Origin of the sequence: Kineosporia succinea (genome assembly GCF_030811555.1) — a bacterium.
Taxonomy (GTDB): Bacteria; Actinomycetota; Actinomycetes; order Actinomycetales; family Kineosporiaceae; genus Kineosporia; species Kineosporia succinea.
The window spans coordinates 7728132-7754253 of the sequence record NZ_JAUSQZ010000001.1 but is presented as its reverse complement, the minus strand read 5'-3'; the positions used below and the strand labels follow the sequence as shown (position 1 = coordinate 7754253).

At 72.3% G+C, this 26122-nt stretch carries 16 protein-coding genes; 7 read left to right on the top strand and 9 right to left on the bottom strand.

The features are described from left to right. Nucleotides 1-179: 179 nt before the first annotated feature. Genes J2S57_RS33850 through J2S57_RS33840 form a run of 3 tightly spaced genes read left to right on the top strand, consistent with a single transcriptional unit; the run spans nucleotide 180 to nucleotide 2496 of the window. Nucleotides 180-962 carry an ABC transporter ATP-binding protein gene (locus tag J2S57_RS33850; protein WP_307250430.1) on the top strand — a complete coding sequence of 261 codons (783 nt, stop codon included), beginning with the start codon at nucleotides 180-182 and terminating at the stop codon, nucleotides 960-962. After that, the gene (locus J2S57_RS33845) at nucleotides 962-1714 is read left to right on the top strand and encodes an ABC transporter permease (RefSeq protein WP_307250429.1); all 753 of its coding nucleotides are present in this window, start codon (nucleotides 962-964) and stop codon (nucleotides 1712-1714) included. Before J2S57_RS33850 ends, J2S57_RS33845 begins: the two co-directional genes overlap by 1 nt. Nucleotides 1715-1728: 14 nt before the next feature. Continuing rightward, nucleotides 1729-2496 (top strand): MerR family transcriptional regulator, encoded by a 768-nt coding sequence (locus tag J2S57_RS33840; protein ID WP_307250428.1) that lies wholly within the window; start codon nucleotides 1729-1731, stop codon nucleotides 2494-2496. A gap of 29 nt (nucleotides 2497-2525) precedes the next feature. Here J2S57_RS33840 and J2S57_RS33835 read toward each other — a convergent pair whose 3' ends face one another. Both J2S57_RS33835 and J2S57_RS33830 read right to left on the bottom strand, forming a co-directional pair. After that, complete coding sequence (locus J2S57_RS33835; protein WP_307250426.1) at nucleotides 2526-3398, bottom strand: hypothetical protein; 873 nt, start codon at nucleotides 3396-3398, stop codon at nucleotides 2526-2528. Nucleotides 3399-3800: 402 nt separating this feature from the next. Beyond that, nucleotides 3801-4907, bottom strand: a complete 1107-nt coding sequence (locus J2S57_RS33830) for a sporulation protein (protein WP_307250424.1) — start codon at nucleotides 4905-4907, stop codon at nucleotides 3801-3803. A gap of 208 nt (nucleotides 4908-5115) precedes the next feature. Here J2S57_RS33830 and J2S57_RS33825 point away from each other — a divergent pair, with 208 nt between their 5' ends. Continuing rightward, nucleotides 5116-6378 carry a M18 family aminopeptidase gene (locus tag J2S57_RS33825; RefSeq protein ID WP_307250421.1) on the top strand — a complete coding sequence of 421 codons (1263 nt, stop codon included), beginning with the start codon at nucleotides 5116-5118 and terminating at the stop codon, nucleotides 6376-6378. A 207-nt stretch (nucleotides 6379-6585) separates the two neighbouring features. Continuing rightward, a complete protein-coding gene (locus J2S57_RS33820) occupies nucleotides 6586-7470 on the top strand; it encodes a sulfurtransferase (RefSeq protein ID WP_307250419.1) in 885 nt (294 codons plus the stop codon). 1 nt (nucleotide 7471) lies between these two features. Here the strand turns inward: J2S57_RS33820 and J2S57_RS33815 are convergent, their stop codons facing one another. Beyond that, entirely contained in the window at nucleotides 7472-8653 is a 1182-nt protein-coding gene (locus J2S57_RS33815; RefSeq protein ID WP_307250417.1) for an MFS transporter, read from the bottom strand. Between the two features lie 18 nt (nucleotides 8654-8671). Beyond that, nucleotides 8672-14419, bottom strand: coding sequence for a TIR domain-containing protein (locus J2S57_RS33810; RefSeq protein WP_307250415.1), 5748 nt, complete (start codon nucleotides 14417-14419; stop codon nucleotides 8672-8674). Nucleotides 14420-14480: 61 nt separating this feature from the next. Between J2S57_RS33810 and J2S57_RS33805 the strand changes: the two genes are divergently transcribed. Further along, the gene (locus tag J2S57_RS33805) at nucleotides 14481-15665 is read left to right on the top strand and encodes an ArsB/NhaD family transporter (protein ID WP_307250413.1); all 1185 of its coding nucleotides are present in this window, start codon (nucleotides 14481-14483) and stop codon (nucleotides 15663-15665) included. 106 nt (nucleotides 15666-15771) lie between these two features. Here the strand turns inward: J2S57_RS33805 and J2S57_RS33800 are convergent, their stop codons facing one another. From J2S57_RS33800 to J2S57_RS33785, 4 genes are read right to left on the bottom strand one after another with little or no spacing between them, the layout of a single operon-like run. Further along, entirely contained in the window at nucleotides 15772-16737 is a 966-nt protein-coding gene (locus J2S57_RS33800; protein ID WP_307250411.1) for an inositol monophosphatase family protein, read from the bottom strand. Then, on the bottom strand, nucleotides 16737-17417 hold the full coding sequence (locus tag J2S57_RS33795; protein WP_307250409.1) for a hypothetical protein: 681 nt from the start codon (nucleotides 17415-17417) through the stop codon (nucleotides 16737-16739). The genes J2S57_RS33800 and J2S57_RS33795 overlap by 1 nt, the downstream gene beginning before the upstream one ends. Further along, complete coding sequence (locus tag J2S57_RS33790) at nucleotides 17414-18370, bottom strand: hypothetical protein (RefSeq protein WP_307250407.1); 957 nt, start codon at nucleotides 18368-18370, stop codon at nucleotides 17414-17416. The genes J2S57_RS33795 and J2S57_RS33790 overlap by 4 nt, the downstream gene beginning before the upstream one ends. A gap of 57 nt (nucleotides 18371-18427) precedes the next feature. Then, a complete protein-coding gene (locus tag J2S57_RS33785) occupies nucleotides 18428-19138 on the bottom strand; it encodes a hypothetical protein (protein WP_307250405.1) in 711 nt (236 codons plus the stop codon). A gap of 235 nt (nucleotides 19139-19373) precedes the next feature. Between J2S57_RS33785 and J2S57_RS33780 the strand changes: the two genes are divergently transcribed. Then, a complete protein-coding gene (locus J2S57_RS33780) occupies nucleotides 19374-20375 on the top strand; it encodes a zinc-binding dehydrogenase (protein WP_307250403.1) in 1002 nt (333 codons plus the stop codon). A gap of 77 nt (nucleotides 20376-20452) precedes the next feature. Here the strand turns inward: J2S57_RS33780 and J2S57_RS33775 are convergent, their stop codons facing one another. Continuing rightward, complete coding sequence (locus tag J2S57_RS33775) at nucleotides 20453-25924, bottom strand: ATP-binding protein (RefSeq protein ID WP_307250401.1); 5472 nt, start codon at nucleotides 25922-25924, stop codon at nucleotides 20453-20455. Nucleotides 25925-26122 lie beyond the last annotated feature (198 nt).

The window sequence follows — 26122 nt, the reverse complement described above, 5'->3', positions numbered from 1 at the left end:
CGCGGACGCCCGACCCTAGGGGAGTTCTGGCCGGTAACCCGGGAATGACCCGACCTTCACAGATGATCGAAAGGTGCGTTCGGGAACTGTGGTGACCGCAGCGTCCGCAAGCACTTGACCTTGACGCAGGGTCAACCCTCCAACCTGGTGATCACCAGCCGGGAACAGCGGAGGACGAGATGACGACACGACAGGAACCGGACCTCGCGATCGAGGTGCGGGGGTTGCGCAAGGCGTTCAGGGACCACGAGGTGCTGCGGGGCGTGGACCTGCAGGTGCGGCGCGGCAGTGTGTTCGCGCTGCTCGGCTCGAACGGTGCGGGCAAGACGACCGCGGTGAGGATCCTGTCCACCCTGATGCGGGCGGACGCGGGAACCGCACTGGTCGACGGGTTCGACGTCGCCACCCACCCGCAGGACGTGCGCCGCTCGATCAGCCTCACCGGCCAGTTCGCGGCCGTCGACGAGGTGCTCGACGGCCGCGAGAACCTGGTGCTCGTGGCCCGGCTGCGGCGGGTTCCCCGCGCGAGAGAGGTCGCCGACGAGCTGCTGGCCCGTTTCGGGCTCACCGAGGCTGCCAGGCGTCGCGTCGCCACCTACTCGGGTGGCATGCGCCGCCGCCTCGACATCGCGATGAGCCTGATCGGCGAACCGCCCGTCATCTTCCTCGACGAGCCCACCACCGGCCTCGACCCGCAGGGCCGCATCGAGGTCTGGGGCGCGGTGAAAGAGCTGGCCGCGCAGGGCACCACGGTTCTGCTCACCACCCAGTACCTGGAGGAGGCCGAGGCCCTGGCCGACCGGATCGCGATCCTGCACTCCGGCCGCATCATCGTCGACGGCACGCTGGCCGAGCTCAAGCAGCTGCTGCCGCCGGCCAAGGTCGAGTACGTCGAGAAGCAGCCCAGCCTGACTGACGTCTTCCTGGCCATCACGTCCGCGTCGACCTCCGAGGAGAAGTAATGTTTTTCGCCGAGACCGCGATCCTGACCGGACGCTCGCTCAAGCACATCACCCGCAGCCTCGACAGCATCGTCACCACGGCGGTCACCCCGATCGCGATCATGCTGATGTTCGTCTACGTCTTCGGCGGGGCCATCGACACCGGCGACGTGAAGTACGTCGACTACATGCTGCCGGGCATCCTGCTCATCACCATCGCCTCGGGAGTCGCCTACACCGCGGTCCGGCTCTACACCGACTCCAGTGAAGGCATTTTCGAGCGGTTCCAGTCGATGCCGATCTCCCGCTCGGCGGTACTGTGGGCCCACGTGCTCACCTCGATGGTCGCGAACCTGGCCTCGCTCGTGCTGGTGGTGCTCGTGGCCCTGCTCATCGGGTTCCGGACCGGCGCGAGCGTGCTCGACTGGCTGGCCGTCACCGGCATCGTGGGGCTGTTCACCCTGGCCGTCACCTGGATCGCCGTCATCCCCGGGCTCGCCGCCCGCTCGGTCGACGGAGCCAGCGCCTTCGCCTTCCCCCTGATCTTCCTGCCCTTCATCAGCTCGGCCTTCGTGCCGACCGGCGGAATGCCCGGCCCGCTGCGGGCCTTCGCCGAGAACCAGCCCGTCACCTCGATCGTCGACACCCTGCGGGCCCTGTTCGGCGGGCAGCCGGCCGGGAACGACATCTGGGTCGCCCTCGCCTGGTGCGTCGGGGTGCTGGTGCTGGCCTGGGCCCTCGCGGCGCGTGCCTACCGCCGTCGCATCGCATAGGGCAATCTGTCCGGATGATCACGATCAGCCAGCTCGCCCGGCACGCCGGGGTAACGGTGCGAGCGGTGCGGCACTACCACCAGATCGGGCTGCTGCCGGAACCGTCACGCGACGGTTCCGGCTACCGCACGTACGACGCGGCCGCCGTCGTGCGCCTGATCCGCATCCGCACCCTGGCCGACGCGGGGGTTCCGCTGGCCCGGGTGCAGGAGCTGCTCGACGCCGACGAGTCCGGGTTCGCGCGGGGCGTCGGGGAGATCGACAAGGAGCTGCGGGCCGAGATCCGGCGCCTGCAGGGCAATCGCACGCGGATCGCGCGGCTGGCGGCGGGGGAGCACCTGGCCCTGCCGGCCTGCGTGGTCGACTACCTCGACCGGCTGCGCGAGCTCGGGGTCAACGAGCGCTACATCGACCTGGAGCGCCCGGCCTGGATCCTGATGGCCGCGCAGGTGCCCGACCAGATCGAGGCGATGATGCGGGGCAAGCAGGCCGAGCTCGACGACCCGGACATGGTGCTGCTCTACCGGCTGCTGAGCGAGGCGATGGACTGGTCGCCGCAGGATCCGCGGGTGGCCGGGATCGCCGAGGTGCTGGACCGGCTGATGTCGCGGGCGCTGGCGACGGGGACCGCGGACCTGCAGGGGCTCGACGATCCGTTCGTGCAGCTGATGGACGCGTTGATGGCCCAGTCGTCGCCGCTGTCGCTGCGGATCCTGGCCGACCTGGAGAAGCGGGGCTGGCGCGGATGGACGCGGATCGAGCAGGTTCCGCGGGAGCGATGAACGCAGGTCCCGCCGAACCTGGCGCGCGCCTAGCCGAACTCGGCCAGGGCCAGTTCGCCGAGGGACTTCTCGTCGAGCACGTCACCCACGAGCCGGTGCACGGCCATGGCGTGCAGGGCGGGCAGGCAGCAGCGCACCCCGGCCGGGGTGAGACCGGGATAGGCGATCACGAACTCCAGCGTCACGTCGAGCACGGCGCGCATCTGGAACCGCAGGCGGCCCTCGCGCAGGCAGGCCCAGGCGGCCTCGTGCATCGCCCGCGACCACACCCCGGCCGGCCAGGTGACCGCGGCCAGCTGCTCGGGCGTGACCTCGAGACCCCGCACCCGCTCGACGAGTTCCGACACCGCGGCGCTGCGCGGTCCGTAGACCGAGTGCCCGCCCTCGAAGAGTTCCGACCGGCCCAGGGCCACGGTGTTGAACGGGGCCCGCAGGGTGCGCACGTGCTCGAGGTCGAGGTCGGGCGAGGCCCAGTACGCGGCGACGGACGCGGCCGCCACCGCCGCCGACGCGGGCACCGGCCCGGCGGCGGGCACGGTGGCGACGGGGGTGTCCGGCCAGACCGTGGCCTCGGCCGCGACCAGGGCCGCGACCTGCGAGGCGGTGCCGAAGCGGCCGCCGGCGATCTGGTTCGCGTCCAGGCCGTTGCCGTCCTGGGCGGCGGCGGCCCCGGCGATGCGCAGCGTCTCGGGCATCGTGGGGGAGTTCAGGTCGAGCAGTTCGACCATGCCCCAGGCGACGCCGGTGGCGTCCTCGTCACGGTCGTGCCAGGCCTGGGCCAGGGCGTAGGCGCCGTCCTGGGAGATGCGGAAGGCGCTGCTGAGGGCCCGCAGAACCTGAACGGCTCCGGGGTGGGCGGCGGCGTCCGTGGCGAGCACGGTGGGCGAGGACAAGGTGTACATCACTGACGACACTGCGGTGCGACCATGATCGCGGTCAAGGTCGGACGTGCGTTTGCCGCACTCCCGGACACACGGTGCACCCGAGTGGGCGCTCAGAGTGACGGCCTGAACGGGTGGTGCCCCGTGCCCCCGCCCGTCGAGACCTCCGGCGGAAGTCGAGACCTCCGGCGGAAGTCGAGACCTCCGGCCGAAGTCGAGACCTCCGGCCGAAGTCGAGACCTCCGGCCGAAGTCGAGACCTCCGGCGGAAGTGGCGCCAGAGGTGGCGAAGCGCCGGACGAGGGGGCGCCGGGCCGTGGCCGGGTGCCCCCTCGTGCGTGATCGGGCACTCGCGCCGCCCGGGGATCAGGCGAGCGCGGCGCCCTCAGACCTGCTCAGCCGGATGCATCGGCAGCCGGACGGATCACTCCTCGTCCTCGCCGCCACCGTCGTCGCCGGCCTCGACCTCTTCCTCGTCGCCACCGAAGACCTCGTCCATGACCTCACCGGCCACGTAACCGGCGGCCAGACCACCGACGACACCCATCGCCATGCCGCCCATGCCGATGCCGCCCCCGGAGTGGTGCCCGCCGGCGTAGCTGCCCTGCTGCCCGAAACCGGCCTGCTGCCCGTAGCCGGGCTGCCCGTAACCCGGCTGGGCGAAGCCCGGCTGGCCGTAACCGCCCTGGCCCGGGTGGCCGTAACCCTGCTGCATGCCCGGCCCGAACGCCGACTGCCGCCGGCTGATCGCCTGCTGCACCCAGCCGTCGACGACCTGCGCCCAGTCGGTGCTCTCGGCGTCGGCGTGCGACACCGAGTAGCGGCCGTAGCTGTCGTGCCCGGGCCGGAACAGGCCGCCGCGCTTGTCGAACTCCAGCACCACCTCGACCGAGTGCGGCGTGGTGACGAAGGTCAGCTCGACCTCGCGCACCGCGTGCGCGTACCGCTGGGCCGGGTAGTACTCGATCTCCTGGTAGAACGGCAGGCTCTGCGGGACCCCGGCGAGCCGGCCGAACTCCAGGTCGGCGGACTTGAACACGAAGCCCAGCTGGGCGAACGCGTCGAGAATGCGCTGCTGCACCGGCAGCGGGTGCACCTGCACCGGGTCGAGGTCGCCCTTGTCGACCGCCCGCGCGATCGCCACCTCGGTGCGCACGCCCATGACCATGCCGTGCAGCTGCTGGTTGTAGACCGTGGTGATCGGGGTCTCCCACGGCATGGTGATCTGGAACGGGAGCGAGAGCTGCTGCCCCTCGGCCAGCTTGAGCGGCCCGCTGACCGTGACCCGGTGGAACTCGCCGACCGCGTGGTCGTTGTCGCCTCTCTCCATCCGGGTGATCAGCCCGAGGGAGACGTGCTCGATCTCCACGTCACCGCCACCCCCGACGAGGTTGACCTGGCCGGTCAGCACCCCACCCGGCTGCGTGCCGGGCTGCGACAGCACCGTGTCGACGCTCGGGCCGCCGATTCCGAGGGCGCCCAGCATCTTCTTGAAGACCACGTATCTCTCCTGCAGTGAACCGTCGGACATGAAACGGGAACACACCCGCACGATGATCAACGGACCAAGCGGACAAACGTGCCCGCAACCGGCAGGTAACGAATCGGATGTTTTGAGCTGATCATCACAGGCGCCAGGGAGCGCATCCGCATCTCCGGTTCCACCCGCGTCCTGAAGCACTCCCGCCGATAGAGTTCTCGGCAACCAGCACCACCACCCGAACGAGGACTTGAACGCAGTGAATGAAACCACGCAGGACCTAGCCGATTTCATCTCCGCCTCGCCCAGCCCCTACCACGCCGTGGCCGAGGTCGTGCGCCGTCTGGGCGCGGAGGGCTTCACCGAGCAGGTCGAGTCGCAGCCCTGGGGCACCGCGCCCGGCGGCCGTTACCTGGTGCGCGACGGCACGGTGCTGGCCTGGTACGTCGGTGAGAACGTCGCGCCCGGCGCCCCGTTCCGGATCTTCGCGGCTCACACCGACTCCCCGACGCTGAAGGTCAAGCCGCACCCCGACGGCGGCGCGGCCGGCTGGCGCCAGGCCAACGTCGAGGTCTACGGCGGGGCGCTGTGGAACTCGTGGCTCGACCGGGACCTCGGCCTGGCCGGGCGGCTGGCCCTGCTCGACGGCACGGTGGTGCCGGTGCACGTCGACCGTCCGCTGCTGCGCGTGCCCCAGCTCGCGGTGCACCTCGACCGTCAGGTCAACAGTGAGGGTCTCAAGCTCGACCCGCAGCGTCACCTGCTGCCGGTCTGGGGTCTGGGCCGGCCCGCCGAGGGCGACCTGATCCGCTTCCTGGCCGGGCAGGCCGGGGTCGACGCCGAAGCCGTTGCCGCGCACGATCTCACGGTGCACGACCTGACCGCCCCGGCCACGCTGGGTCAGGACGACGAGCTGTTCGCCGGTCCCCGTCTCGACAACCAGGCGTCCGTGCACTCCGGGCTGACCGCGCTGATCCGGGCCGCGCGGCAGAACCCGTCCACGATCCCGGTCTTCGTCGGGTTCGACCACGAGGAGATCGGCAGCGACTCGGCCACCGGGGCGGCCGGCCCGCTGCTCGAGCAGGTGCTCACCCGCCTGGCCGGCGGCCTCGAGGAGCGCTACCGCTCGTTCGCGCTGTCACGCTGCCTGTCGGTCGACGTCACCCAGGCCGCGCACCCGAACTACCTCGAGCGCCACGAGCCCGACCACCTGGTGTTCGTCAACGGCGGCCCGGCCCTCAAGGTCAACGCGAACCAGCGCTACGCCACCGACGCGCCCGGCGCCGCCGCCTGGTACCGCGCCTGCGCCGAGGTGAATGTGCCCAGCCAGGTGTTCGTCTCGCGCAACACCATGCCCTGCGGTTCCACGGTCGGCCCGATCCTCTCGACCCGCCTGGGAATTCGCACCGTCGACGTCGGAATGCCCATCCTGTCCATGCATTCCAGCCGTGAGCTGTGTGGCGTCGACGACCCGGCCCGCGTGATCGACGCGGCCACCGCGTTCCTGGTCGACGCCTCCTGAACCACCGGCCGAACCGAACGGGGGACGCGTCGGTCACCGACGCGTCCCCCGTCCGGTCGGGTGACGGGCCCGGTGGGGAACCGCCGACCGCAGGTATTCCACAAAGTCGACCGGAATGGTTGTCTTTGTGTCCCGCTCTCGTTAACGTCGGTGGTGCCGGCCCTGGCTCCGCATCACATCCCCCGACTGTGCACAGGAGAGCGACCGATGGCCCTGCCCCATGACGACGACCCGAAGCTTGCCGCCTACGCCCACCCCGAGCGCCTGGTCACCACCGATTGGCTGGCCAAGAACCTGGGCGCCCCGGGCCTGGTGGTGGTCGAGAGCGACGAGGACGTGCTGCTCTACGACACCGGCCACATCCCCGGCTCGGTCAAGGTCGACTGGCACTCCGAGCTCAACGACCAGGTCACCCGGGACTACCTGACCGGTGAGGGTTTTGCCGCCCTGCTGTCGGCCAAGGGCATCTCGCGCGACGACACCGTCGTCATCTACGGCGACCGCAACAACTGGTGGGCCGCCTACGCCCTGTGGGTCTTCTCGCTGTTCGGGCACCCCGACGTGCGCCTGCTCGACGGCGGCCGCTCGGCCTGGGTCGCCGAGGAGCGCGAGCTGACCACCGACCTGCCCGGGCGGGCGCCTGCCGCGTACCCGGCCGTCGAGCGTGACGACGCCACGATCCGCGCGTTCAAGGAGCAGGTGCTCGACCACATCGGGCAGCCGCTCGTGGATGTCCGCTCCCCGTCCGAGTTCTCGGGTGAGACCACGCACCTGCCCGCCTTCCCGCAGGAGGGCGTGCTGCGCGGCGGTCACATCCCGGGCGCCGCGAACGTGCCCTGGGCCCGGGCCGCCGCCGAGGACGGCCGGTTCCGGCCGCGGGCCGAGCTGGAGGCGATCTACCAGGCGGAGATCGGCCTTTCGCCCACGGACGACGTGATCGCCTACTGCCGCATCGGCGAGCGCTCGAGCCACACCTGGTTCGTGCTCACGCATCTGCTCGGCTTCGAGAAGGTGCGCAACTACGACGGCTCGTGGACCGAGTGGGGCAACGCGGTGCGGGTTCCGATCGAGAAGACCTACACCGGGGCCTGATTCAGCCGGCGATGGCGGGCTCTTCCTGGCGGGCCCGCCGCCGCTCGAGCGTCACCCCGGCCGCAGTCGCCAGGATCAGGACGGCCCCGGCGAGCAGGAGCACGCGCGGGCCGAGGGCCAGAGACAGCCCGGCGGCCGCGGCCCCGGCCGAGGACGCCCCGATCTTCAGGGCGCCCATGGTGACGAACACCTGCCCCTGCGCCCGCGGGGGTGAATACAGCGTGCGGGCGGCCAGGGTCGCGGTGAAGTTGGGGGCGTTGGTGGCTCCCAGCACGAAGAACGCCACGGCGGCCAGCGGATAGCCGGGAGCCAGTGCGCAGAGCGCGAATCCGGCGCCGACGAGCGAGACCGTGAGGGCGGCGAGCCGTTCCGGCTCTCCGCGCAGCGGCCGGGCGATCATCGCGAGCGACGCGGTGAGGTAACCGGCACCGAAGACCGCCGTGAGCAACCCGGCGGTGTCCACCGAGACGCCCAGGTCGTCCGCCATCGCCACCGCGATCACCGCCACCGCCCCGCCCGGGAAGGCCGCGGCCAGCACGGTCAGCATGACCCGGCGCAGCGGGCCGGGCCGGGTGAACAGGCGCACCGCCTCCCGGGCCGGGAAGGCCGGGCCGGTGGGGGTTTCGGTGCGGGGCAGCCCGGCCACCAGAACCGCCGCCACCAGGGTCGAGCCGCCGAGCACGATGATGGACGCGCGGGCACCGGTGATGCTCGCGAGTCCGGCCACCAGAGCGGTTCCCACGGTTCCGGCGATGCCGTAGCTCAGGGAGTCCCAGCCCTGGGCCCTCCGCTGATTGACCCCGCTCTGTGCGCCGATGGCCGAGAGCCGCGAACTGAGACCGCCGGTCAGCAGGGGGCCGAGGGGCCCGGCCAGGGCCACGAGGACGATGACGAGGCCGAGCGGGGCCCGGCCGAGCAGCAACGCGGCCAGGCTCAGCAGGAGGCCGTAGGCGGCGCAGGCCCCGGCGATGAGAACCCGGGCGTCGCGGGCGCGGTCGAGCTGCCGGCCGAGAAGCGGGCCCAGCAGGTGCGGGGCGGTCTGGGCGGTGACGAGCAGGGCGCCGGTCAGCGGCCGGTTGCCGACGCCGGGGGCGGTCTGGGCCAGCAGCACCAGCCCGACCGCGGCCCCGGCGTCGGCGCTGCGGGCGAGGGTGGCCCCGGCCAGGTACCGCGCGAGAGTCATGAGTCTTTCTACCGTGCCTCAGGGGAAAGGCGCCTCGACGGGCAGACGGCGCACGACCTGGGTGAGGTAGTCGTCGAGTTCGCCGGGCTCGAAGCGGCACATCCCGACCGAGTACCAGAAGTCCTGCTGCAGCGAGCCTTCCATCTTGTAGCGGCCGTCGGGGGCCAGGGCGGCCCAGCCGTCGGGGGTGCCGAGCAGGGTGATGCGCAGCGCGGCGTGGGCCGGGTCGCGGGTGTCCCACAGGCGCACCGTGCCGTCGTCGCCCGCGCTGGACAGGAGCGTCCCGTCGTGGTTGAAGGTGACCGCGTAGATGCGGCCGACGTGCCCGCCCAGGCGGCTCACGAGCCGGCCGGTGCGGGCGTCCCACAGCGAGACGGACGCGTCGTCGCCGGCCGCCGCGACCAGGTCGGCGCCGGGGTGGAAGGCCGCGCTCCACAGCCGCCCGACGTGCCCGCGCAGGCGGTGCAGGCAGACGTCGCTGCGGGTGTCCCAGACCCGCACCGTGCCGTCCCAGCTGGCGCTGGCCAGGAGGCTGCCGTCGGCGTTGTGAACGACGGAGTAGACGCGGTCGTCGTGGCCCTCGAGGGTCTCGAGCAGCTCGCCGCCGGCGACGTCCCAGCGGCGCACCCGGCGGTCGTCGCACCCGGTGACCAGCGACCGGCCGTCGGGGGAGAAGCCGATGGAGCGCACCCGGCCGCGGTGCTCGGCCAGGGTGTGGCCCTGCGCGCCGGTGCGGTGGAACCACAGGCCCACCGTGTCGTCGTCGTTGGCGGTGGCCAGCACCGTGCCGTCGGGGCTGAACGCCTCGGCCCACACGTTGTCGGTCTCGACGTCGAGCTCGCGGGTGCTGCCCTGCTCGTCGCCGGTGCCGAACAGGTGCACGCCGCCGTCGTTGCTGGCGGCGGCGAGCAGGTCGGCGGCCGGGCTGAACACGCACGAGACGAGTGTGTCGCCGCTGCCGGTGCGGGTGCGGGTGAGCCGCCCGGTGTCGGGGGCCCACAGCCGCACCACGCCGTCGTTGCCGCAGGCGGCCAGCAGCGAGGAGTCGGCGCTGAAGCTGATCGAGGTGATGCGCCGCCCGTGCCCGTGCAGGGTGTGCCGGCTCTGGCCCTCGGCGACGTCCCACAGGCGCAGGGTGCCGTCGTTGCTGGCGGTGGCCAGCTGGGTGCCGTCGGAGGAGAACGCGCCGGGCCAGACCGCAGCCCGGTGCCCGCGCAGCTCGTGCTGGAAGGTGGCGGCCTGCCCCTGTTCGGGGCGGTCGGGGTGCACGGCCCACAGCCGCACCACGCCGCTGCTGTCGAGGCTGAGCAGGTTCTGGCCGTCGGGTGAGAACAGCACCTGGTAGACCGAACTCGTGTGCGCCTGCACCACCCCGGCGGTGCGGCCCGAGGGCAGGCTCCACAGGCGCACGGTGCCGCTGGTGTCGGCCGAGGCCAGCAGGTCGCCGGAGGGGCTGAAGTCCATCGTGTAGACCGAGCGGGTGTGCCCGGTGAGCAGGTGCACCAGGGTGCCGGTGGCGCTCTCCCAGATCCGGATCACGCCGAGTTCGTCGGAGGTGGCCAGGAATTCGCCGCTGGGGTCGAACTGCAGCCGGAACACCGATCCCGAGTGCCCGATCAGCACCTGGGCCAGGCGGCCGTCGCGGGTGTCCCACAGGCGCACGGTGTCGTCGGAGGCGCCGCAGGCCAGCAGCCGGTCGTCGGGGGAGAAGGCGGCCGTCCAGACCGGGGGTTCCATGCCGCCCAGCACGTGCAGGACGGTGCCGTCGAGGCCGTCGAGGATCTGCACGGCGCCGCTGGAGTCGGAGGTGGCGACCAGGTGCCCGTCGTGACTGACCACGACCGGCCAGACCCAGTCGGCGTGGTCGCCGCGCACCCAGCGCTGGGCGCCGGTGGCCGAGTCCCACATCCGCAGCTCGCCGTCGCTGCCGGCGGTCACCAGCACGTTGTGGCGCCCGGCCATCACCAGGTACACGCGGGCGCGGTGCCCGTGCAGGGTGCGCACCGGCAGGCCGGAGACCGTGTCGACGATCAGCACGCTGCCGTTGTCGCAGCCGACGGCCAGGGTGCTGTCGTCGCCGGTGTAGGCCAGGGGCAGCGGCAGCCGGCCGAAGCGGATGTGGAAGCCGTAGGGCACGCCGATGCCGGCCGGGGCCAGCTCGGTCTGCACGCCGGTGCCGGGAGCCCGGGCCGCGCCGCGCAGTTCGGGGGCGCCGGTCAGGGCCGGGTCGAGCGTGGCCGCGATCAGGCTGACCCGCGACCAGCGGCTGCCGGTGACGGTGACGTCGCGCAGGTCGGTGCGGATCATCCGAGACCGGCGCAGGTCGGTGGCGGTCAGGTCAGCGCCGGTGAGCACGGCCTCGTCGAGGCGGGCCCCGACCAGCCGGGCGTGGGCCAGGTGGGCGCCGGTGAGGTTGGCCCCGACCAGCCGCGCGTCGGTCAGGTCGGCGCCGGTCAGGTCGACCCCGGCCAGGTCGCGGTAGGAGAGGTCCTCGCCCGGCAGCGAGGCGCCGCGCAGGTCGGTGTGCGCGGGGATGCGCAGCCGGGTGCTGATGCGCGCGGCGTTGGCCCGGGCGACCGGGTCGGCCTGCGGGTCGGGCAGGGTGCGCTCCACCCACTCCTCGCAGGCCCGCACGTCGGTCAGGTCGCAGACGAAGTCGATGGTCAGCTGCGAAAGAGGACGCTGCGACAGCAGACTCGACTCGTTCCGGTTCAGGCGGGAGGCGATCTCGTTGGCCACCAGCCACTCCGCGACCGAGCCGTGGATGAAGCCGAACAGCCCGTCGTCGGTGCGTACCAGCAGCGTGCCGGTGCCCAGCGCGTGGGTGGCCTGGGCCGTCGACATAGCGCCCTCGGCCAGGCCGGCCACGGTGTCGGCGACCTCGGCGATGTCGTTGATGCGCAGCACCGACTCGTTGGTCTCCCACAACCGCAGGGCCAGCCGCGTGACGGCGTACCACAGGTCGTCGAGCGCGAGCCCGGACGGAGCCCCGGGCACGTTGCGGGTGCGCCGCTCCTCGACCCCCAGCCAGGCCGAGAGGATCTCGCGGTACAGGCCGGCCGCGGACAGCGCCCGCCCCACCCGGGCCACCGCCAGCAGCCGCTCCTCGGCCAGGTCGGCGACGAAGCTGAGCATGCGCGGGTTGTGCGACAGCTCGATCAGGTTCTGCACGCCGCTGATCAGCCGCAGCCGGGCCTGCGCGGCCGCGGTGTCACCCCGGTAGTGGTTGACCAGGTAGTCGCGGATCTGGCCGGGCGTGAACTCCTCGATGCTCAGCAGCCGCCGCTGGGGCAGCAGGCCCACCCGGTCGCCGAGCGCGGTGAGCACCTGCGAGGCGGACTGGAAGTGCTGGGTGCGGCTGCTCACCACGATCTTGGCCGACCCGGTGGCCGCGCGCAGCAGGGTCTCCAGGTGGTCGGCGGCCCGCTCGTAGGTGGTGCGGGTGACCAGCTCGTCGAAACCGTCGAACAGCAGCACGATCCGGCCGTGCTCGAGCATGTAGTCGAAGGCCCGCAGGTCGATGTTCTGCTCGCCGTGGTCGGCCAGGTGCGAGGCCACCAGCCCCTCGATCGAGTGCGCCTTGTCGAGGGCCCGCAGCTCGATCAGGATCGGGATCAGGTGCGGCAGCTCCATCGGGATGCGCTGGGCCACCTCGCGCACCGCGAACGTCTTGCCCCGGCCGAAATCGCCCAGCAGCAGGATGAACCGGCCGCCGTCGGCGCCCAGCTCACGCATCAGCTCGCCGACCAGGTTGTCGCTCACCGGCTGGTTGGGCCGGTCGAGCTCACGGAAGCGCTGCGGCACGTACAGATCCGGCGGGTACTGCCGGTCGGCCGAGAGCCGGGCCGTCTGCCCGGCCACGTACGACCGCAGATCCAGCAGCCCCTGGAACTCGGTGAAACTGCGCAGCCGCACCTGCGAGCGGTGCGCCAGCTCACGCACCTCCGGCAGCGGCGGCGGCCCGGCGAACACCAGGTCGAGGGCCAGGTCGGGATCGGCGCCCCGGGTGGCCAGCAGGAACGCCTCGACGTCGGCCTCCTCGGGCTCACCGAGCAGGGCCCCGACCCCGCTCTGCCGGGTGAAGCCCTCGTGCGGGTGCGTGACGATGAGATAGGGCGGGTCGGAGTCGACGTGCCGCACCCGCACCCGCTCGTAGCGGGCCCGGCACACCTCCTCGATGCGGCCCAGGAACGCCTCGAGAGGATCGGCGCCGCTGCGGATCTCACCGGGCTCGTCGGGACCGTCGTCGAGCAGGACCGGGCCGGGCGCGAAGGTGGTGCCGGCCCGCTGCCAGGTCGCGGCCAGCCGCACCGGCTCGGGCACCTGTACGTCGTCGGGCGCGGCCCAGCGCCGCAGCCCGTCGGCGGTGATGCTCAGCAGCTCGATGCCGCCCGGGGCGGGCACCGACACACTGGTCAGCTCGGCCCCCAGCTGCTGCACCCCCGAGCCACCCGCGGCCGGGCCGTGCACCAGCAGGTTCAGCCGGGGCGCGATCAGCCGGGTGAACGAGGCCCCGTCGCGCAGCGCCCCCGCCTGCGCGCCGGGAACGCCGTGCATCACCCCGATGCGCAGCCAGCCCTGCTGCTCGTACTGGTGCAGCCGCCCGGCGAACCAGTTGGCCTGCGGCGCGCCGATCGCGCCGTAGTCGTCCTCGGGGCGGTGCGTCACGGCCATCGTGGTGTTGATCCCCGCGACCACCACCTGCAGCTCGGGCACCGCGAACAGCGTCCAGGGCTGGCCGTGGTCGAACACCGCGTCGTCGAGGCCGTCGTACAGCTCGCGGAACATCCGGCTGAAGTGCCGCCACTTCGGCCAGTACGGCGGCACCGGGGTCAGGTCGTCGGCGTCGCACTCGCTGAAGTACGCGCGGCTGGCCGCCTCGCTCACGTCGCTGCGCCCCGGCACCACGATCAGCCGCTCGCGGTCGAGCTCGAGACTCAGCCGCAGACCGGTGAGAAAGGCCAGCGCCGCCTCGAATTCCTTGCGGCCACCGCCCGCCGTCAGGCCACCCGAGACCACCACCAGGTCGGGACGCGGGGCACCGGAGTGCACGAGCTGCGTGACGTCGGCCAGCACCCGCGCCTGCAGATCGGTGGCCTGCGAATGGCCCGGGCCGTCGCCGAACCCGCCGCGGAACCGCGGGCCGGCCACGTGCAGGACCGTGACGCTGCTGCGGCTGGACGGGGTGCGCGCGGTGGGCGGGTAGAGCGGCACCACCGGACCCCGCCGGCGCACGGCCCCACCCGGGCGCTCACGGATGCGCTGCGACGGCGGCGGGCCCCCGGCGGGCCGCCCGGCCGGGAACCCCGGGGCGAGGGCGGGCTTGGCCCGGCCGTCGAGCCCCTCCTGAATACGCTGCAGCAGCAGCTCGGCGGCGTGCTCGGGATCGGCGATGTCGACCAGGTCGACGAACGTGATGGTGGACAGCAGCCCGTGCAGATCGCATTCCTCGATGCGCACCGTGACCAGCTTCGCGCCCGGCTCGGGCGCCGCCTGCCAGGCCGCCTGCCACTCCACCCGCCCGTAGCGCGACTGCAGGTAGCTGGGTGACAGCAGCGCCAGCACCAGCCGGGACTCGCTGATGCCGCGGTCGATGAATTCGATGAAGTTCGTGCCCGGGACGAAGTCCCAGACCTGGAGCATCGTGCGGTAGCCCGCCGACTCCAGCGTGTTGGCCACCCACACGGCCCAGCGTTCATCGGCCCGGGAGTAACTGACGAAGATGTCGATCGCCGGGCTCGCCGAAGAATTCGCCCCCCATTGCACCGTCCGTATTCTACGCATTACAGGCTGGCGCGGGGGCCGGACCTGAGAGATCCTTTCCGCCGTGTCCTTTCCCCGCCTGCACCCGCTGGACAAGATCGCGATCGCCCTGCTGCTGATCGGCCTGGTCTGCGTCGCCGTCGGGCTGCTGCCGCTCGACGCCGCCGAGGCCGTGGTCCGCCGCATCACGCCCAGCCTGCTGTTCCTCGCCTCGGTCGTCGTGCTGGCCGAACTCACCGCCAAGGCCCAGGTTTTCGACGTGATCGCGGCCCGCGTGGCGATCACCGCCCGCGGCAGCTACGCCCTGCTGTTCCTGCTGTGCGTGGCCTTCGCGACGATCACCACCGCGGCCCTGAACCTGGACACCACCGCCGTCCTGCTCACCCCGGTCATGCTCGCCCTGGCCGGCAAGGTCGGCATCGCCCCGGTGCCCCTGGCCATGACGACCGTCTGGCTGGCCAACACCGCCAGCCTGCTGCTGCCCGTCTCCAACCTCACCAACCTCCTGGCCATCGACCGGATCGGCCTGGAACCCATCGACTTCGCCGCCCGGATGTGGCCCGCCCAGCTGGTCTCGGTCGCCGTCACCATGGCCTTCCTCTGGGTCTTCTACTGGCGGCGCTCGCAGCGCGGGCCGGCCTCCTACGAACCGCCCGCCCCGCACACCGTGCCCGACCTCGTGCTCTTCCGGGTCGCGGCCGTGGCCTGTGTGCTGTTCGTCGTCGCCATCCTCGCCGTGAACGTGGAACTGTGGATCGCCTCGGCCGTGGCCGCCGCCGTGGTCGTCGCCGCGTTCGCCGTGCGGGACCGTTCGCCGTTGCGCCCCAGCCTGTTTCCCTGGCGGCTGCTGGTCTTCGTCACCGGTCTCTTCCTGGTGATCGAGACCATCAGCCGGCACGGCCTGTCCGACCTCATGCTCTCGCTGATGGGCACCGGCAACGGCCTGGAGGGCATGTACCGGGCGGCGATCACCGGCGCCGGCCTGTCGAACGTGGTCAACAACCTGCCCGCCTACGTGGCCGGCGAGGCCGTGATCCCGCACCAGAACGCCGATCAGCTCCTGGCCCTGCTGGTCGGCACCAACGTCGGGCCGGTGATCACGCCGTGGGCGTCACTGGCCACCCTGCTCTGGTACGAACGCTGCGCCGCCCAGGGGGTGCGGGTGCCGATGGCCAAGTTCGTGGCCACCGGCGCGGGCCTGTCGGTGGCCGCGCTGGCCGCCACCATCGCGGTGCTCAGCCTGACCTGACGCCGGTCGCGGAGGGGGTATCGTCGGGAGAACCGCCGGACGAGGCGTCACGTCCGAGGGCTCCGACGGTCTCCCGGACATGTCCCCTGCCCTCCTCGCCCGGCGCTCAGCGGGGTCTGAGCAGGGGTAGGCCCTCCAGGTGCGGGGCCAGTCCGTCGGCGGCGCGCACCAGTGACAGCAGGGCCTCGAGGGTGTGCGGGTGCCCGGCCACGAAGCTGCGCCGTTCGGTCTCGGCGATCGTCTCGCAGAACGGGCCCCCGTCGAGGGAGACGATCTCGATGCCCGCCTCGGCCGCGATGATGCTGCCCGCCGGCAGGTCGACGGCCTCGGCGTGGTAGCCGATGAATCCGTCGATGTGCCCGCGCGCCAGCATGATCCAGCAGATCAGGGGGGCCCACAGCTGGAGGGTGCGGTAGGAGTTGCGCTCCATCACCAGTTTCAGGGCGCGGGCCCGGGAGTCGGTGCGGGGGACGCCGTGCCCCTGCGTCCAGCCGAGCACCGGCCCGTGCGTCATCGGGCGGGCCCCGGGCCGCAGAAGACCCTGCGGACCGTGCGCGCCGGACCCCTTCACCGCCGACCAGGTCTGGTTCTGCACCGGGTCGTGCACCACGCCCACGACGGTCGTCTCGCCCGCGCACAGGGCCAGCCCGACGACGAAGGCGGGCAGCCCGATCGCCACGTTGTTCGTGCCGTCGAGCGGGTCGACCAGCCAGGTCCACCCGCCCTCCGACGACGCCGCGCCGATCGCCTCGTGCACCCCGGACTCCTCGGCCACGATGCGGTGCGCCGGGAAGGCCGCCTGCAACCGGGCCAGGATCAGGGTCTCGGCGGCCAGATCGAGGTCGGTCACGACGTCACCCGCGTCACCCTTGGGCCGGCTCTGCACCCCGGTCGAGTAGCGCCGCAGCAGAAGCGATCCGGCCTCCTGGGCGATCGAGACCGCGACGTCGCGGGCGTGCCGGAGGTCGAGAGGTGAGGATGCGGGGGGTGGTGCGGCCGTCGGGGCGGCGGGCGCGGAACTCGACGTGGGGGCCGACGAGGGTGTCTCGGGTGAGCTGGGCGTCGGCGGCATCAGTGGCATCCGTCCGGAACCGGGCCGGTGGCCGCGGTGAGCCGCTCGAGCGCGGTGCGCACCAGGGCGGTGGTCTCCTCGGGGGAGCAGGCCTCGCGGCGCACCACGTGCCCGGGCCCGTGCGCCGCGCCGACGGTGAGATCATCGGTGCCGCGCGTTCTTCCGAGAACCACGGTGGCCGCCTCACCCTCGTCGCCGGGCAGGCTGGAATGGAACTGGCCCGCGTCCATCCGGTAGGTCTCGCCCCGGCCGGTCGGGTGCACCGAGCGCTCGCGGCAGCGCACCCGTCGGGGTGTGGGCCGGACCTCGTCGGTGCCGCCGGCGCTGATCACCTCGAAAAGGCGCTGCTCGCCGCCGGGATCGTCGATCACGTCGATCAGGGTGTGCGTCACCCGGCCGTAGAGAACGAAACTCGACAGTTGCCAGCTGTGGCAGTGAATGGTGGACGTGGTGGTCACCGCGGCCTCGACGGTCGACGTCCAGAGGTGCACGCACACGCCGAGGTCGCCGTCGCGCAGCACCGGCAGGCAGAAGAAGCCGAGCGGGTGACGTACGGCCGCCAGGGGGCGGCGCCCGCTCTCGATGTCGAGCAGGGCGTCGTGAGTGACGCGGGGGACGGCGACCGTGGCGGTCCCGTCGAGGAACGCCCTCTCCAGCCCCGCGTAGGTGAGAACGCTCATGGCACGTAGGGATTGTCGGCGTGCAGGGCGCGACGCGTGATGTCGTCGACGTCGGCCTCGAGGAAGCTCGCGGCCAGCGGAAGGTCCAGTGCGGCGAACAGTTTGATCACCTCGTCGGGGGTGGGCTCGTCGGAGAGCCGAAGGTGGCGCACCCGGTCGAGCGGCACCGGCCGGGCCTGCTCGAAACTCGTGAGCAGATCGGTCTGCAGGTAGTCGTGGAGCAGCTTGCCCTTCTCGACGAGCAGCCCCTGGCCCTGCGGCCGCTCGTGCGTGATGACCAGACTCGAGGCCGACAGGTCGACCCGCAGCGTCGGCATCACCGAGGACAGGCCGACCTGGATGTCGAGCAGCTGGTGCCGCTGCCGGTACCAGGCCGCGGCCAGCACCGTCGCGTACGACTCGCGCTGGGTTCGCTCGGGGCTCCAGGGCTCGCGCCCGGCCGCGCGCGAGCCCCGGAACTGCACGTACAGCGTGCACAGCTCCAGGTCGGACGGGTCGATGACCTCCAGCCGCATCGACAGCGGAAGCCGGTCGCGCAGCGAGCGCGCCGCCAGGTCGGGCAGTGTGACCGCCCGGATGTAGGTGCCCGTGCCACCGCGGAAGAGCCACCGGTCGGTGTGGCGGCGGGCCTCGTCGAGCGCCCGGGTGATCTCGTCACCACTGAGCACCCGCACCATACCCGCGTCGTTCACCGCCCGCGAGACCGCCTCGACCTGCCCGGCCACCGGCGCGAACACCTGGGCCAGATCCCGGATCTCGTTCTCCGAGTCGTCTTTTCGGGACCGGTCGCGCAGCATCGCCACCGCCAGCACACCGAGCACCAGCAGGATGGCGCTGTTGACGGTGTCGGCGTCCAGGTCGGAGGAGACGTCGAGCGTCGCGATCACGACGGCGATCACCAGCGCGATGACCCCGTCGATGTTCTTCTGGACCCAGCTCCCCAACCGCGCCATTCCGGTACGCCCCCCTCGTCCCTAATCGGAGATGATATCCACGCGGGGAGCGGGCGACTATCGCAATGCTTGATCGACATTCGCCGTTGTCGACAACGGCCCGGTGAGCGCGGCGTCCCCGAACGGCCGCACGCAGGTGCCGTTCGGGCCCATCCCGAACACCGCGATCCGGTCCAGGACCCCGTCCCACCGGGACGCCTCGGGCAACCGCCCGGAGAATCCCGGCGCCGGCCGCCGCGGCCAGGCCACCGTGACGTGCGGCCGGAACCGCTCACCGATCTCGTCGTACCCGTACCGCACCAGCTGGCGCAGCTGCGCCGACGTCGGGTCTTCACGCTCCAGCCGCTCGATCACCCGTGACGGCCGTGCCCCGGCCGGATCGCTCTCGCGCAGCCCGTCGCGCAGCGGCTCGGCCGAGGCCACCACGTCGTCCTGCAGCGCCGTCCACCGCGCCGAGCGCCGGTAGTGCAGTTCCGGGGCGCCGTAGGGGTTGGGGCGCCACTCCTGGCCGACCACCGGCACCGGTGCGGTGCGCGTCGCGAGGGCGGCCACCTCGTCCATCAGCTCACCGACCCGCCCCTCGGCGAGACGCAGCATGAACAGCGACACGTGCGGTTCGCAGACCCCCGCTCCGGGCACCGCGGGGTGCGGGTGCCCCAGCCGGAACGCCGACTCCATCGACTCCCCGGCCTGGTCGCTCGCCTGCACGGCCAGCTCCCGCAGGAGCGGCGGCAGTAACAGCACGACGTCGAGCGTGAGGTGGGCCATGTGACCACGGTAGTGACGATCGGCTGCCCGCCCAAGGGTGATCCGGGGAACGGGCGACGACGGCGCCCCGCACGGTGGCGAAACAGGCTCCGGCGTGGGGAGATTGCCCGGCGGACCCGCGGACGATGCGGTGACGGCGTTCCTGGCCTCGGGGACGCGTCCGAAATCGGGCACCTTGTGCTGAGGCAGCGTCTAGGCTGCGTCTGATCAAGGCCGCCGAACGACAGGGGATGCCGTGCTCGCCGGACGTCTGAACATCACCACCGGGGTCTTCGGGGTGGAGGAGATTCCCGAGCCGCACGCCGGGCCCGGGCAGGTGCGGATCGCGGTGCGGGCGGCCGGGGTGTGCCTGTCCGACGTGCACGTGATCCAGGGGATGCTGAAACCGGCCGCGTTGCGCGAGGGTTCAGTGACGATGGGGCACGAGACGGCGGGCGTGATCGACGAGGTCGGTCCCGGGGTGGAGCATCTGCGGGCCGGGCAGCGGGTGCTGCTGCTGGCCGGTGAGCTGATGGGCGATCGCATCGTGACCCGGGGCGTGGACTACGACGGCGGCTGGGCGCAGTACGCGGTGGCGACGGCGGGCACGGTGGTGCCGATCCCGGATTCCCTGCCGTTCGAGCAGGCCTGTTTCGTGCCCGACGCGGTCTCCACGCCGTGGGCGGCGATCAGCTCGACCGCCGGGGTGCAGCCGGCCCGGGCGGCCGGGGTGTGGGGCATCGGCGGTCTGGGCGTGCACGCGGTGCAGTTGCTGCGGCTGGTCGGGGCGGCGCCGGTGATCGCGGTCGACCCGTTGCCGGCGGCGCGTTCCCGGGCCCTGGCGTTCGGTGCCGACCTGGCCCTGGACCCGCGGGCCGAGGACTTCAACGCCCGGGTGCAGGAGGCCACCGGTGGGCTGGGCCTGGCCTACGCCTTCGACTTCGCCGGGGCGGGGGTGGTGCGCGAGCAGGCGGTGCGGGTGCTGGGTGTGGGCGGTCTGCTGGTGCTGATCGGCCTGAGCGACGAACCCCTGACCATCCCCTCGGCCACGATCTTCACGTACTTCCAGCAGCAGGTGCGCGGGCACTACGGTTCGCGCCCCGAGCACATCCACGAGCTGCTGGCCCTGATCGCCGCGGGCCGTCTCGACCTGTCCCGCTCGGTCAGTGACGTGCTGCCGCTGAGCGAGGCGGTCGAGGCGGTGCACCGCCTCGACACCAAGAAGGGCGATCCGGTCAGGCTGGTGCTGACGCCCTGATCGGGGCCGGGTGCCGCCGGACCGCGAGAACGGTGGTGCCCCCGGAAAGGGGCACCACCGCGTCCACCATCCAGCTCTTACCGCTGGGCCAGCCCGCTCTCGATCGCGGTGATCACGCGCGGCCGCAGCTGCTGCGCGCTGACGATCTCGTCGACCGAGCCGACCTCGACCGCGCGGCGGATGCTGTGCACCCGGTCGAACTCGGCGGCCACGGACGCGAGCATCTCGGCCCGCACCGAGGAGTGGACCTCGGCCAGCTTGGCGCTGAGCGCGGCCCGCTCGGCGCCGGTGACGGCGAGCACCTGGGCCTGGAGGTCGGCGACCCGGGGGTCCTTCGAGGTGCGCTTGTTGACCTCGCCGGCGAACACGACGGCGGCGGCGGGAGCGCCACCGAGCACCGAGGCGAACGAGCCCTCCAGTGCCAGCACCGTCATGTTCGGGTTGAGCGCCTTGGAGAACACCACGAAAGCGCCGCCGTGGTAACGGGAGATCACGGTGAAGATGATCGGCCCGTCGAAGTTGACGATGGCGCGGCCGATCTCGGCGCCGTACTCCAGCTGCAGCCGTCGCATCGACTCGGGGCTGCCGTCGAAGCCGGACAGGTTGGCCAGCACCACCAGGGGGCGGTTGCCCGAGGCGGCGTTGATGGCGCGCGCGGTCTTCTTCGACGACTGCGGGAACAGCGTGCCCGCGGTGTAGGTGTCCGGGCCGTCGGTGGGCGGGAAGCCGCGGCGGGCGACGGACTTCGACTCGATCCCGATCAGGCACACCGGGTGCCCGCCGATGTGTGCGTCCTGCACCACCGAGGTGTCGCTCTCGGCCATGCCCGCCCAGCGCTCCAGCACCGGGTGGTCCTGGTCGGACAGCGCCCGCATCACGGTGCGGATGTCGAACGGCTTCTTGCGGTCGGGGTTGAACTCGGACGAGAAGATCTCGCCGACCGTGGTGAACTCCTCGCCCGCGCTGTGCGGGTACGAGCGGATGTCGCGATCGCGCGGGTCGCTGGTGCTGACCGAGCGCGGGGTGCTCTCACCCGGCGCGATGTAGGCGTGGTCGTAGTGCGTCATCAGGATGTCGCGCGCCCCGGCCAGGTCGGGCGCCCAGTACTGGGCCTGGCCGTTGGGGCCCATCACCCGGTCGTAACCGCCGATGCCGAAGTTGTCCTCGGCCGAGACACCGCCGGAGAAGTCCAGTGACTGCTTACCGGTGAGCACCATCGCCGAGTCGGGCGTCATCACCAGGATGCCCTTGGTGTGCATCAGCATCGTGGCCTCGGCGTTCCAGTACGGCTGGGCGCCCACGTTGATACCGGCCACCACGACGTTGATCTCGCCGCCGGCCTGGGTGAACAGCACGATGCGCTTGAGCGCCTTCGCCACCCAGTCCATGTTCTCGGTGCCCGACGTCATCGAGATCTTCGCGCCGGCCGAGAGGGCGTACCACTCCAGCGGCACCTTCAGCTCGTCGGCCAGGTCGAGAGCCGCGATGACGCGGGCGCATTCGGGCTCGGACAGCGAGCCGAGCGCCTTGGTCGGGTCGCCCAGGAGGACGACGCGGGTGACGCCCTGCGGGTGGCGGTCGGTCGGGGTGGTGGCCACCCCGGCGACGATCGCGGCGGTGTTGCCGCCGGGAGCGCGCTCGACCTTCGCGAAGACGCCGTCCACGAAGTCGTACTCGGTGAAGCTGCCGGTGGCGCCGGTCAGCAGGCCGGTGAGCTCGTAGGGGTAGACGTTGCCGCGGCTGGCCGCGCGCAGCACCTTCTGCCGGTAGTCGTCCAGCGGCTGCAGCGGCTCGGTCGGCGGCTCGCAGACCACGACCTTGGCGCCCCGGCCGGGGGCCGGCTGGATGCGCACGGCGAAGTCGACGATCTCGCCGGCCTCGTTGCGGCGGCGGGCGACGAACTGGACCTCCTCCAGACCCGCGCCGACCACGGCGGGCAGGAGACGCTGCACGAGCAGGCCGAACTCGGGGTCGGTCAGGTCGGTGACCGGCCAGACGTACATCATGATCCGGTTGGTGGCCAGGCGCCGGTTGTTCGGCGTCGCGGCCTGTGCGGCGCGGATCGCATCGACCCCGTTGATGACCGCGTTCTCGACACTGGGCAGCGCGATCAGCGTGCCGTCGGGCTTGCGCTGCGGGGTCAGGTCACGCACCTGGCCCATCAGGAACAGGCGCTCGTCGGCCGGGTTGCTGTGCGCGACCGCCTTGAAGAGGTAGATCTCCTCGTCGGTCGAGGGCAGGCGGGTCAGGTGGAACTCGCGCAGGCGCTGCAGCTGCAGGCGCTGGGCGATCTGCGGGTGCAGGCCACGGATCAGGCGGTCTTCCGCGAAGCCGTCCGGGGAGGGCCGGAACGTGAAGTGGTGGTGCATGACCGCACCGCGGGTGCCCGCGACGGTCACCGTGATCCGGCGCACCGAGGCCGGAACCTCCAGCGGGGCCAGCAGTTCCGAGAGCCGGGCGACGATGGCCTCGGTGTCGGGCTGGTCCTCCCAGGCCACGTACAGGTCGGCGACCAGTGAGCGCTCGGCCACACCGGCGGCCAGCTCGGTGATCCCGTTCAGCGCGGCGGGCAGCTCGGTGACGTCCACGGCCGTGGTGACGACCTGGCTGCGGCGGCTGGGGCTGGTGTGCTCGGCCGTGACGAACCGCAGGCCCGCGGCGTCGCGCACGCCGACGGTGCCGACCAGACCCCGGTTGCCGTAGTAGCGGCGGGTCAGCACCTCCAGCAGCGCGGTGTGGTCGACGGCGGGGCGGCCGATGCGCTGGCCGACCAGGCGCACCAGCGGCTCCGGCCCGGCGACCATGGCCTGGATGCGCTCGGGGCGGTCGGGGGCGTCGGGCAGCCGGTCGAGGTAGCGCAGGTCCTCGCTGACGGCGGCGTACACGGTGGCGCGGTTGCGGCGCAGCGTGGGCTGGGTGAACCAGCGGAACACCACGGCCCGGGCCAGGTCCGAGACGACCGGGTAGCGGACCTGGGTGGCCTCGACCAGGTGACGCAGGACGGTGCCGGCGCGCTCGCCGAGCCCGTCCTGGGGGGCCAGGCCGGCCAGCCAGTCGCGCAGCAGCTGGGAGACCGCGGCGCTGGAGGAGGCCAGGCGCTGCTGGGCCAGGAAGATCCGGAAGACCGCGGCCTCGAGCTCGGGGGTGCGGTCGAGCTCGGTCACGCCGTAGTAGCCCAGCACCTGCACCAGACGGGCCTGGAACACCGGGCTGACGCCGGCCCGTTCCACGTCGAGGCTCTGCAGGTAGCTGTGGAAGTACTCGCGCGGGCTGTGCACCGGGTTGCCGGGCTCGATCTCCAGGCCGGTGCGCGGGCGGTTGCGGCTCAGTTCGGACAGGTCGGCGAAGACCTGCACCAGGTCGACCTCACCGGGCAGCGGCGGGCCGGCCAGCTCGGAGCGGGCGGCCAGGTAGTCGCTGAGCACGTCGGGTGAGGCCACGTCGAAACCGAGCAGCAGGCTGCGCAGGTCACGCAGACCGCGCTCGACCCGCTCGTCGGGGGTGTGGTCGGACGGCGCCACGGGCAGGTCGATCTGCGCCTGCGCCACCGGGGCCTCGACGACCTCGGCCCCGTCGGTGAGCGGCTCGAGCCGCATCAGCGGGGCACCGGTCTCGACCTGGCTGCCGACCGACACCGGGCACTCGCGCACCCGGGCCCGGAACGGCGAGCGCAGCACCGTCTCCATCTTCATGCTCTCGAGCACCAGCAGCGGGGCGTTGGCCTCGACCTCGTCGCCGACCGCGACCGGCGTCGCGACCACCAGCGCGGGGGCGGGGGATCGCACGACACCGCCCTCGTCGAGGCTGACGCGGTGGGCCACCCCGTTGACCTCGATCAGGTGGATCGGGCCGTGCGTGGCCGTGACCAGACGGAAACGCTCGCCGTTGACCACGATCCGGCCGCTGTGCCGGTCGAAACGCTGCACCTCGACGTCGGCCGGGTGCACGTCGCCGCCGCTGGAGATGCCGACCCGGTAGCTGGCCGCGCCGGTGCGGGCCACGCTCACCCGGTAGGCGACACCGCGCAGCTTCAGGTCGAGGGGGCGGCTGCTGTCGTGCTGCACCTGCGGGCGGCCACCGTGGGCGGTCGCGAGCAGACGCTGACGGCTGACCTTCTCCTCGTCGCGGTACGCCTCGATGGCGGCCGCGGTCAGGGCCACCGCGGAGTGCCGGTGGCTGATCAGGCGGCCCTCGGCGCGCACCCGGTCGATCCAGCCGGTGTCGGCGGACGCGTCGATCACCTCGGGCGCCTCGAGCAGGTCGAGCACGAAGCTCTTGTTGGTGGAGCCGCCCTCGATCAGGACGACGGTCTCGGTCATCGCCCGGCGCAGGCGCGCGAGGGCCTGCTCGCGGTCGCGGCCGTGGGCGATGATCTTGGCGATCATCGAGTCGAAGTCGGCCGGGATGGTGTCGCCCTCGCTGACGCCGGTGTCGACGCGGATGCCCGGGCCGGCCGGCAGCAGCAGGCGGGTGATCCGGCCGGGGGAGGGCGCGAAGTCGCGGTCGGGGTCCTCGGCGTTGAGCCGGGCCTCCACCGCGTGACCGATCTCGGCCGGCGGGGCGCCCTCGAGGGTGCCGCCGCCCGCGACGTGCAGCTGCAGGCGCACCAGGTCGGTACCGGTGGTGATCTCGGTGATCGGGTGTTCCACCTGCAGGCGGGTGTTCACCTCGAGGAAGGCGAAGAGCTTGTCGGCCGGGCGGTAGAGGAACTCGACGGTGGCGGCGCCGCGGTAGCCGACCTTCACGGCCAACCGCTCGGCCGAGGCCTTGAGCTCGGCCGTCTGCTCCGGGGCCAGGACCGCCGAGGCCGACTCCTCGATCACCTTCTGGTTGCGCCGCTGAACCGAGCAGTCACGCACGCCCAGCGCCCAGGCGCCGCCCTGCCCGTCGGCGATGACCTGCACCTCGACGTGACGGGCGCCGCTGACCAGGCTCTCCAGGAACAGCACGCCCGAGCCGAACGCGCGCAGCGCCTCGTCGCTGGTGCGCTGGAACGCCTCGGTCAGCTCGTCGGCGTTGGTGACCTTGCGGATACCGCGGCCGCCGCCCCCGGCCGTGGCCTTGAGCATCAGCGGGTAGCCCAGGCGCTCGCCGGTCTCCAGCGCGTGCTCGAGCGAGTCGAGCTTGCCGCCGCTCCACGGGGCGACCGGCACGCCGACCTCCTCGGCGATCAGCTTGGAGCCGATCTTGTCACCGAGCAGGCGCATGGCCTCGGCGCTGGGGCCGACGAAGGTGACGCCGATGCGGTCGCACAGCTCGGCGAACGCGGGGTCCTCGGCGACGAAGCCCCAGCCGACCCAGGCCGCGTCGGCCCCGGTCTCGACCAGTGCCTTCTCGAGGACCTCGAGGTTGAGGTAGGGACGCGTGGAGGCGGCGCCCAGGAAGTGGGCGACGTCGGCCTCCCGCACGAACGTCGAGTTCCGGTCGGCGTCGGTGTACAGCGCGACCGTCTCGATCCGCTCCCCGGTCTCCGCGGCGAGGTCGCGGACGGCATGGATGAGCCGCATCGCGGCCTCTCCGCGGTTGACGATGGCGACACGTGTGAACACCGGCTGAGCCTCCCAGAACCAAAACGAAGGGGCGACGGCCGTGGTCCGGTTCGTGCCCCAGCCTTTACCTTGCTGTCTCGGAGGCCGCTTGCGCCATGTGGGTCAGCGGTGAGTCGTCGGGCCGGGCTTTGTAGGTTCCATACAAAAGCTCCACTGAAGGCCCCCTGAACCTTCGGCTCGGGGGTGCTCCCGGCGTCG

Excerpts from the sequence above, each read along its gene's own strand:
- J2S57_RS33795 (WP_307250409.1), bottom strand. The coding sequence starts at position 17,417 with ATGAGCGTTCTCACCTACGCGGGGCTGGAGAGGGCGTTCCTCGACGGG.
- J2S57_RS33815 (WP_307250417.1), bottom strand. The coding sequence starts at position 8,653 with ATGACTCTCGCGCGGTACCTGGCCGGGGCCACCCTCGCCCGCAGCGCC.
- J2S57_RS33830 (WP_307250424.1), bottom strand. The coding sequence starts at position 4,907 with ATGTCCGACGGTTCACTGCAGGAGAGATACGTGGTCTTCAAGAAGATG.
- J2S57_RS33850 (WP_307250430.1), top strand. The coding sequence starts at position 180 with ATGACGACACGACAGGAACCGGACCTCGCGATCGAGGTGCGGGGGTTG.
- J2S57_RS33800 (WP_307250411.1), bottom strand. The coding sequence starts at position 16,737 with ATGCCGCCGACGCCCAGCTCACCCGAGACACCCTCGTCGGCCCCCACG.
- J2S57_RS33790 (WP_307250407.1), bottom strand. The coding sequence starts at position 18,370 with ATGGCGCGGTTGGGGAGCTGGGTCCAGAAGAACATCGACGGGGTCATC.
- J2S57_RS33820 (WP_307250419.1), top strand. The coding sequence starts at position 6,586 with ATGGCCCTGCCCCATGACGACGACCCGAAGCTTGCCGCCTACGCCCAC.
- J2S57_RS33835 (WP_307250426.1), bottom strand. The coding sequence starts at position 3,398 with ATGTACACCTTGTCCTCGCCCACCGTGCTCGCCACGGACGCCGCCGCC.
- J2S57_RS33845 (WP_307250429.1), top strand. The coding sequence starts at position 962 with ATGTTTTTCGCCGAGACCGCGATCCTGACCGGACGCTCGCTCAAGCAC.
- J2S57_RS33785 (WP_307250405.1), bottom strand. The coding sequence starts at position 19,138 with ATGGCCCACCTCACGCTCGACGTCGTGCTGTTACTGCCGCCGCTCCTG.
- J2S57_RS33840 (WP_307250428.1), top strand. The coding sequence starts at position 1,729 with ATGATCACGATCAGCCAGCTCGCCCGGCACGCCGGGGTAACGGTGCGA.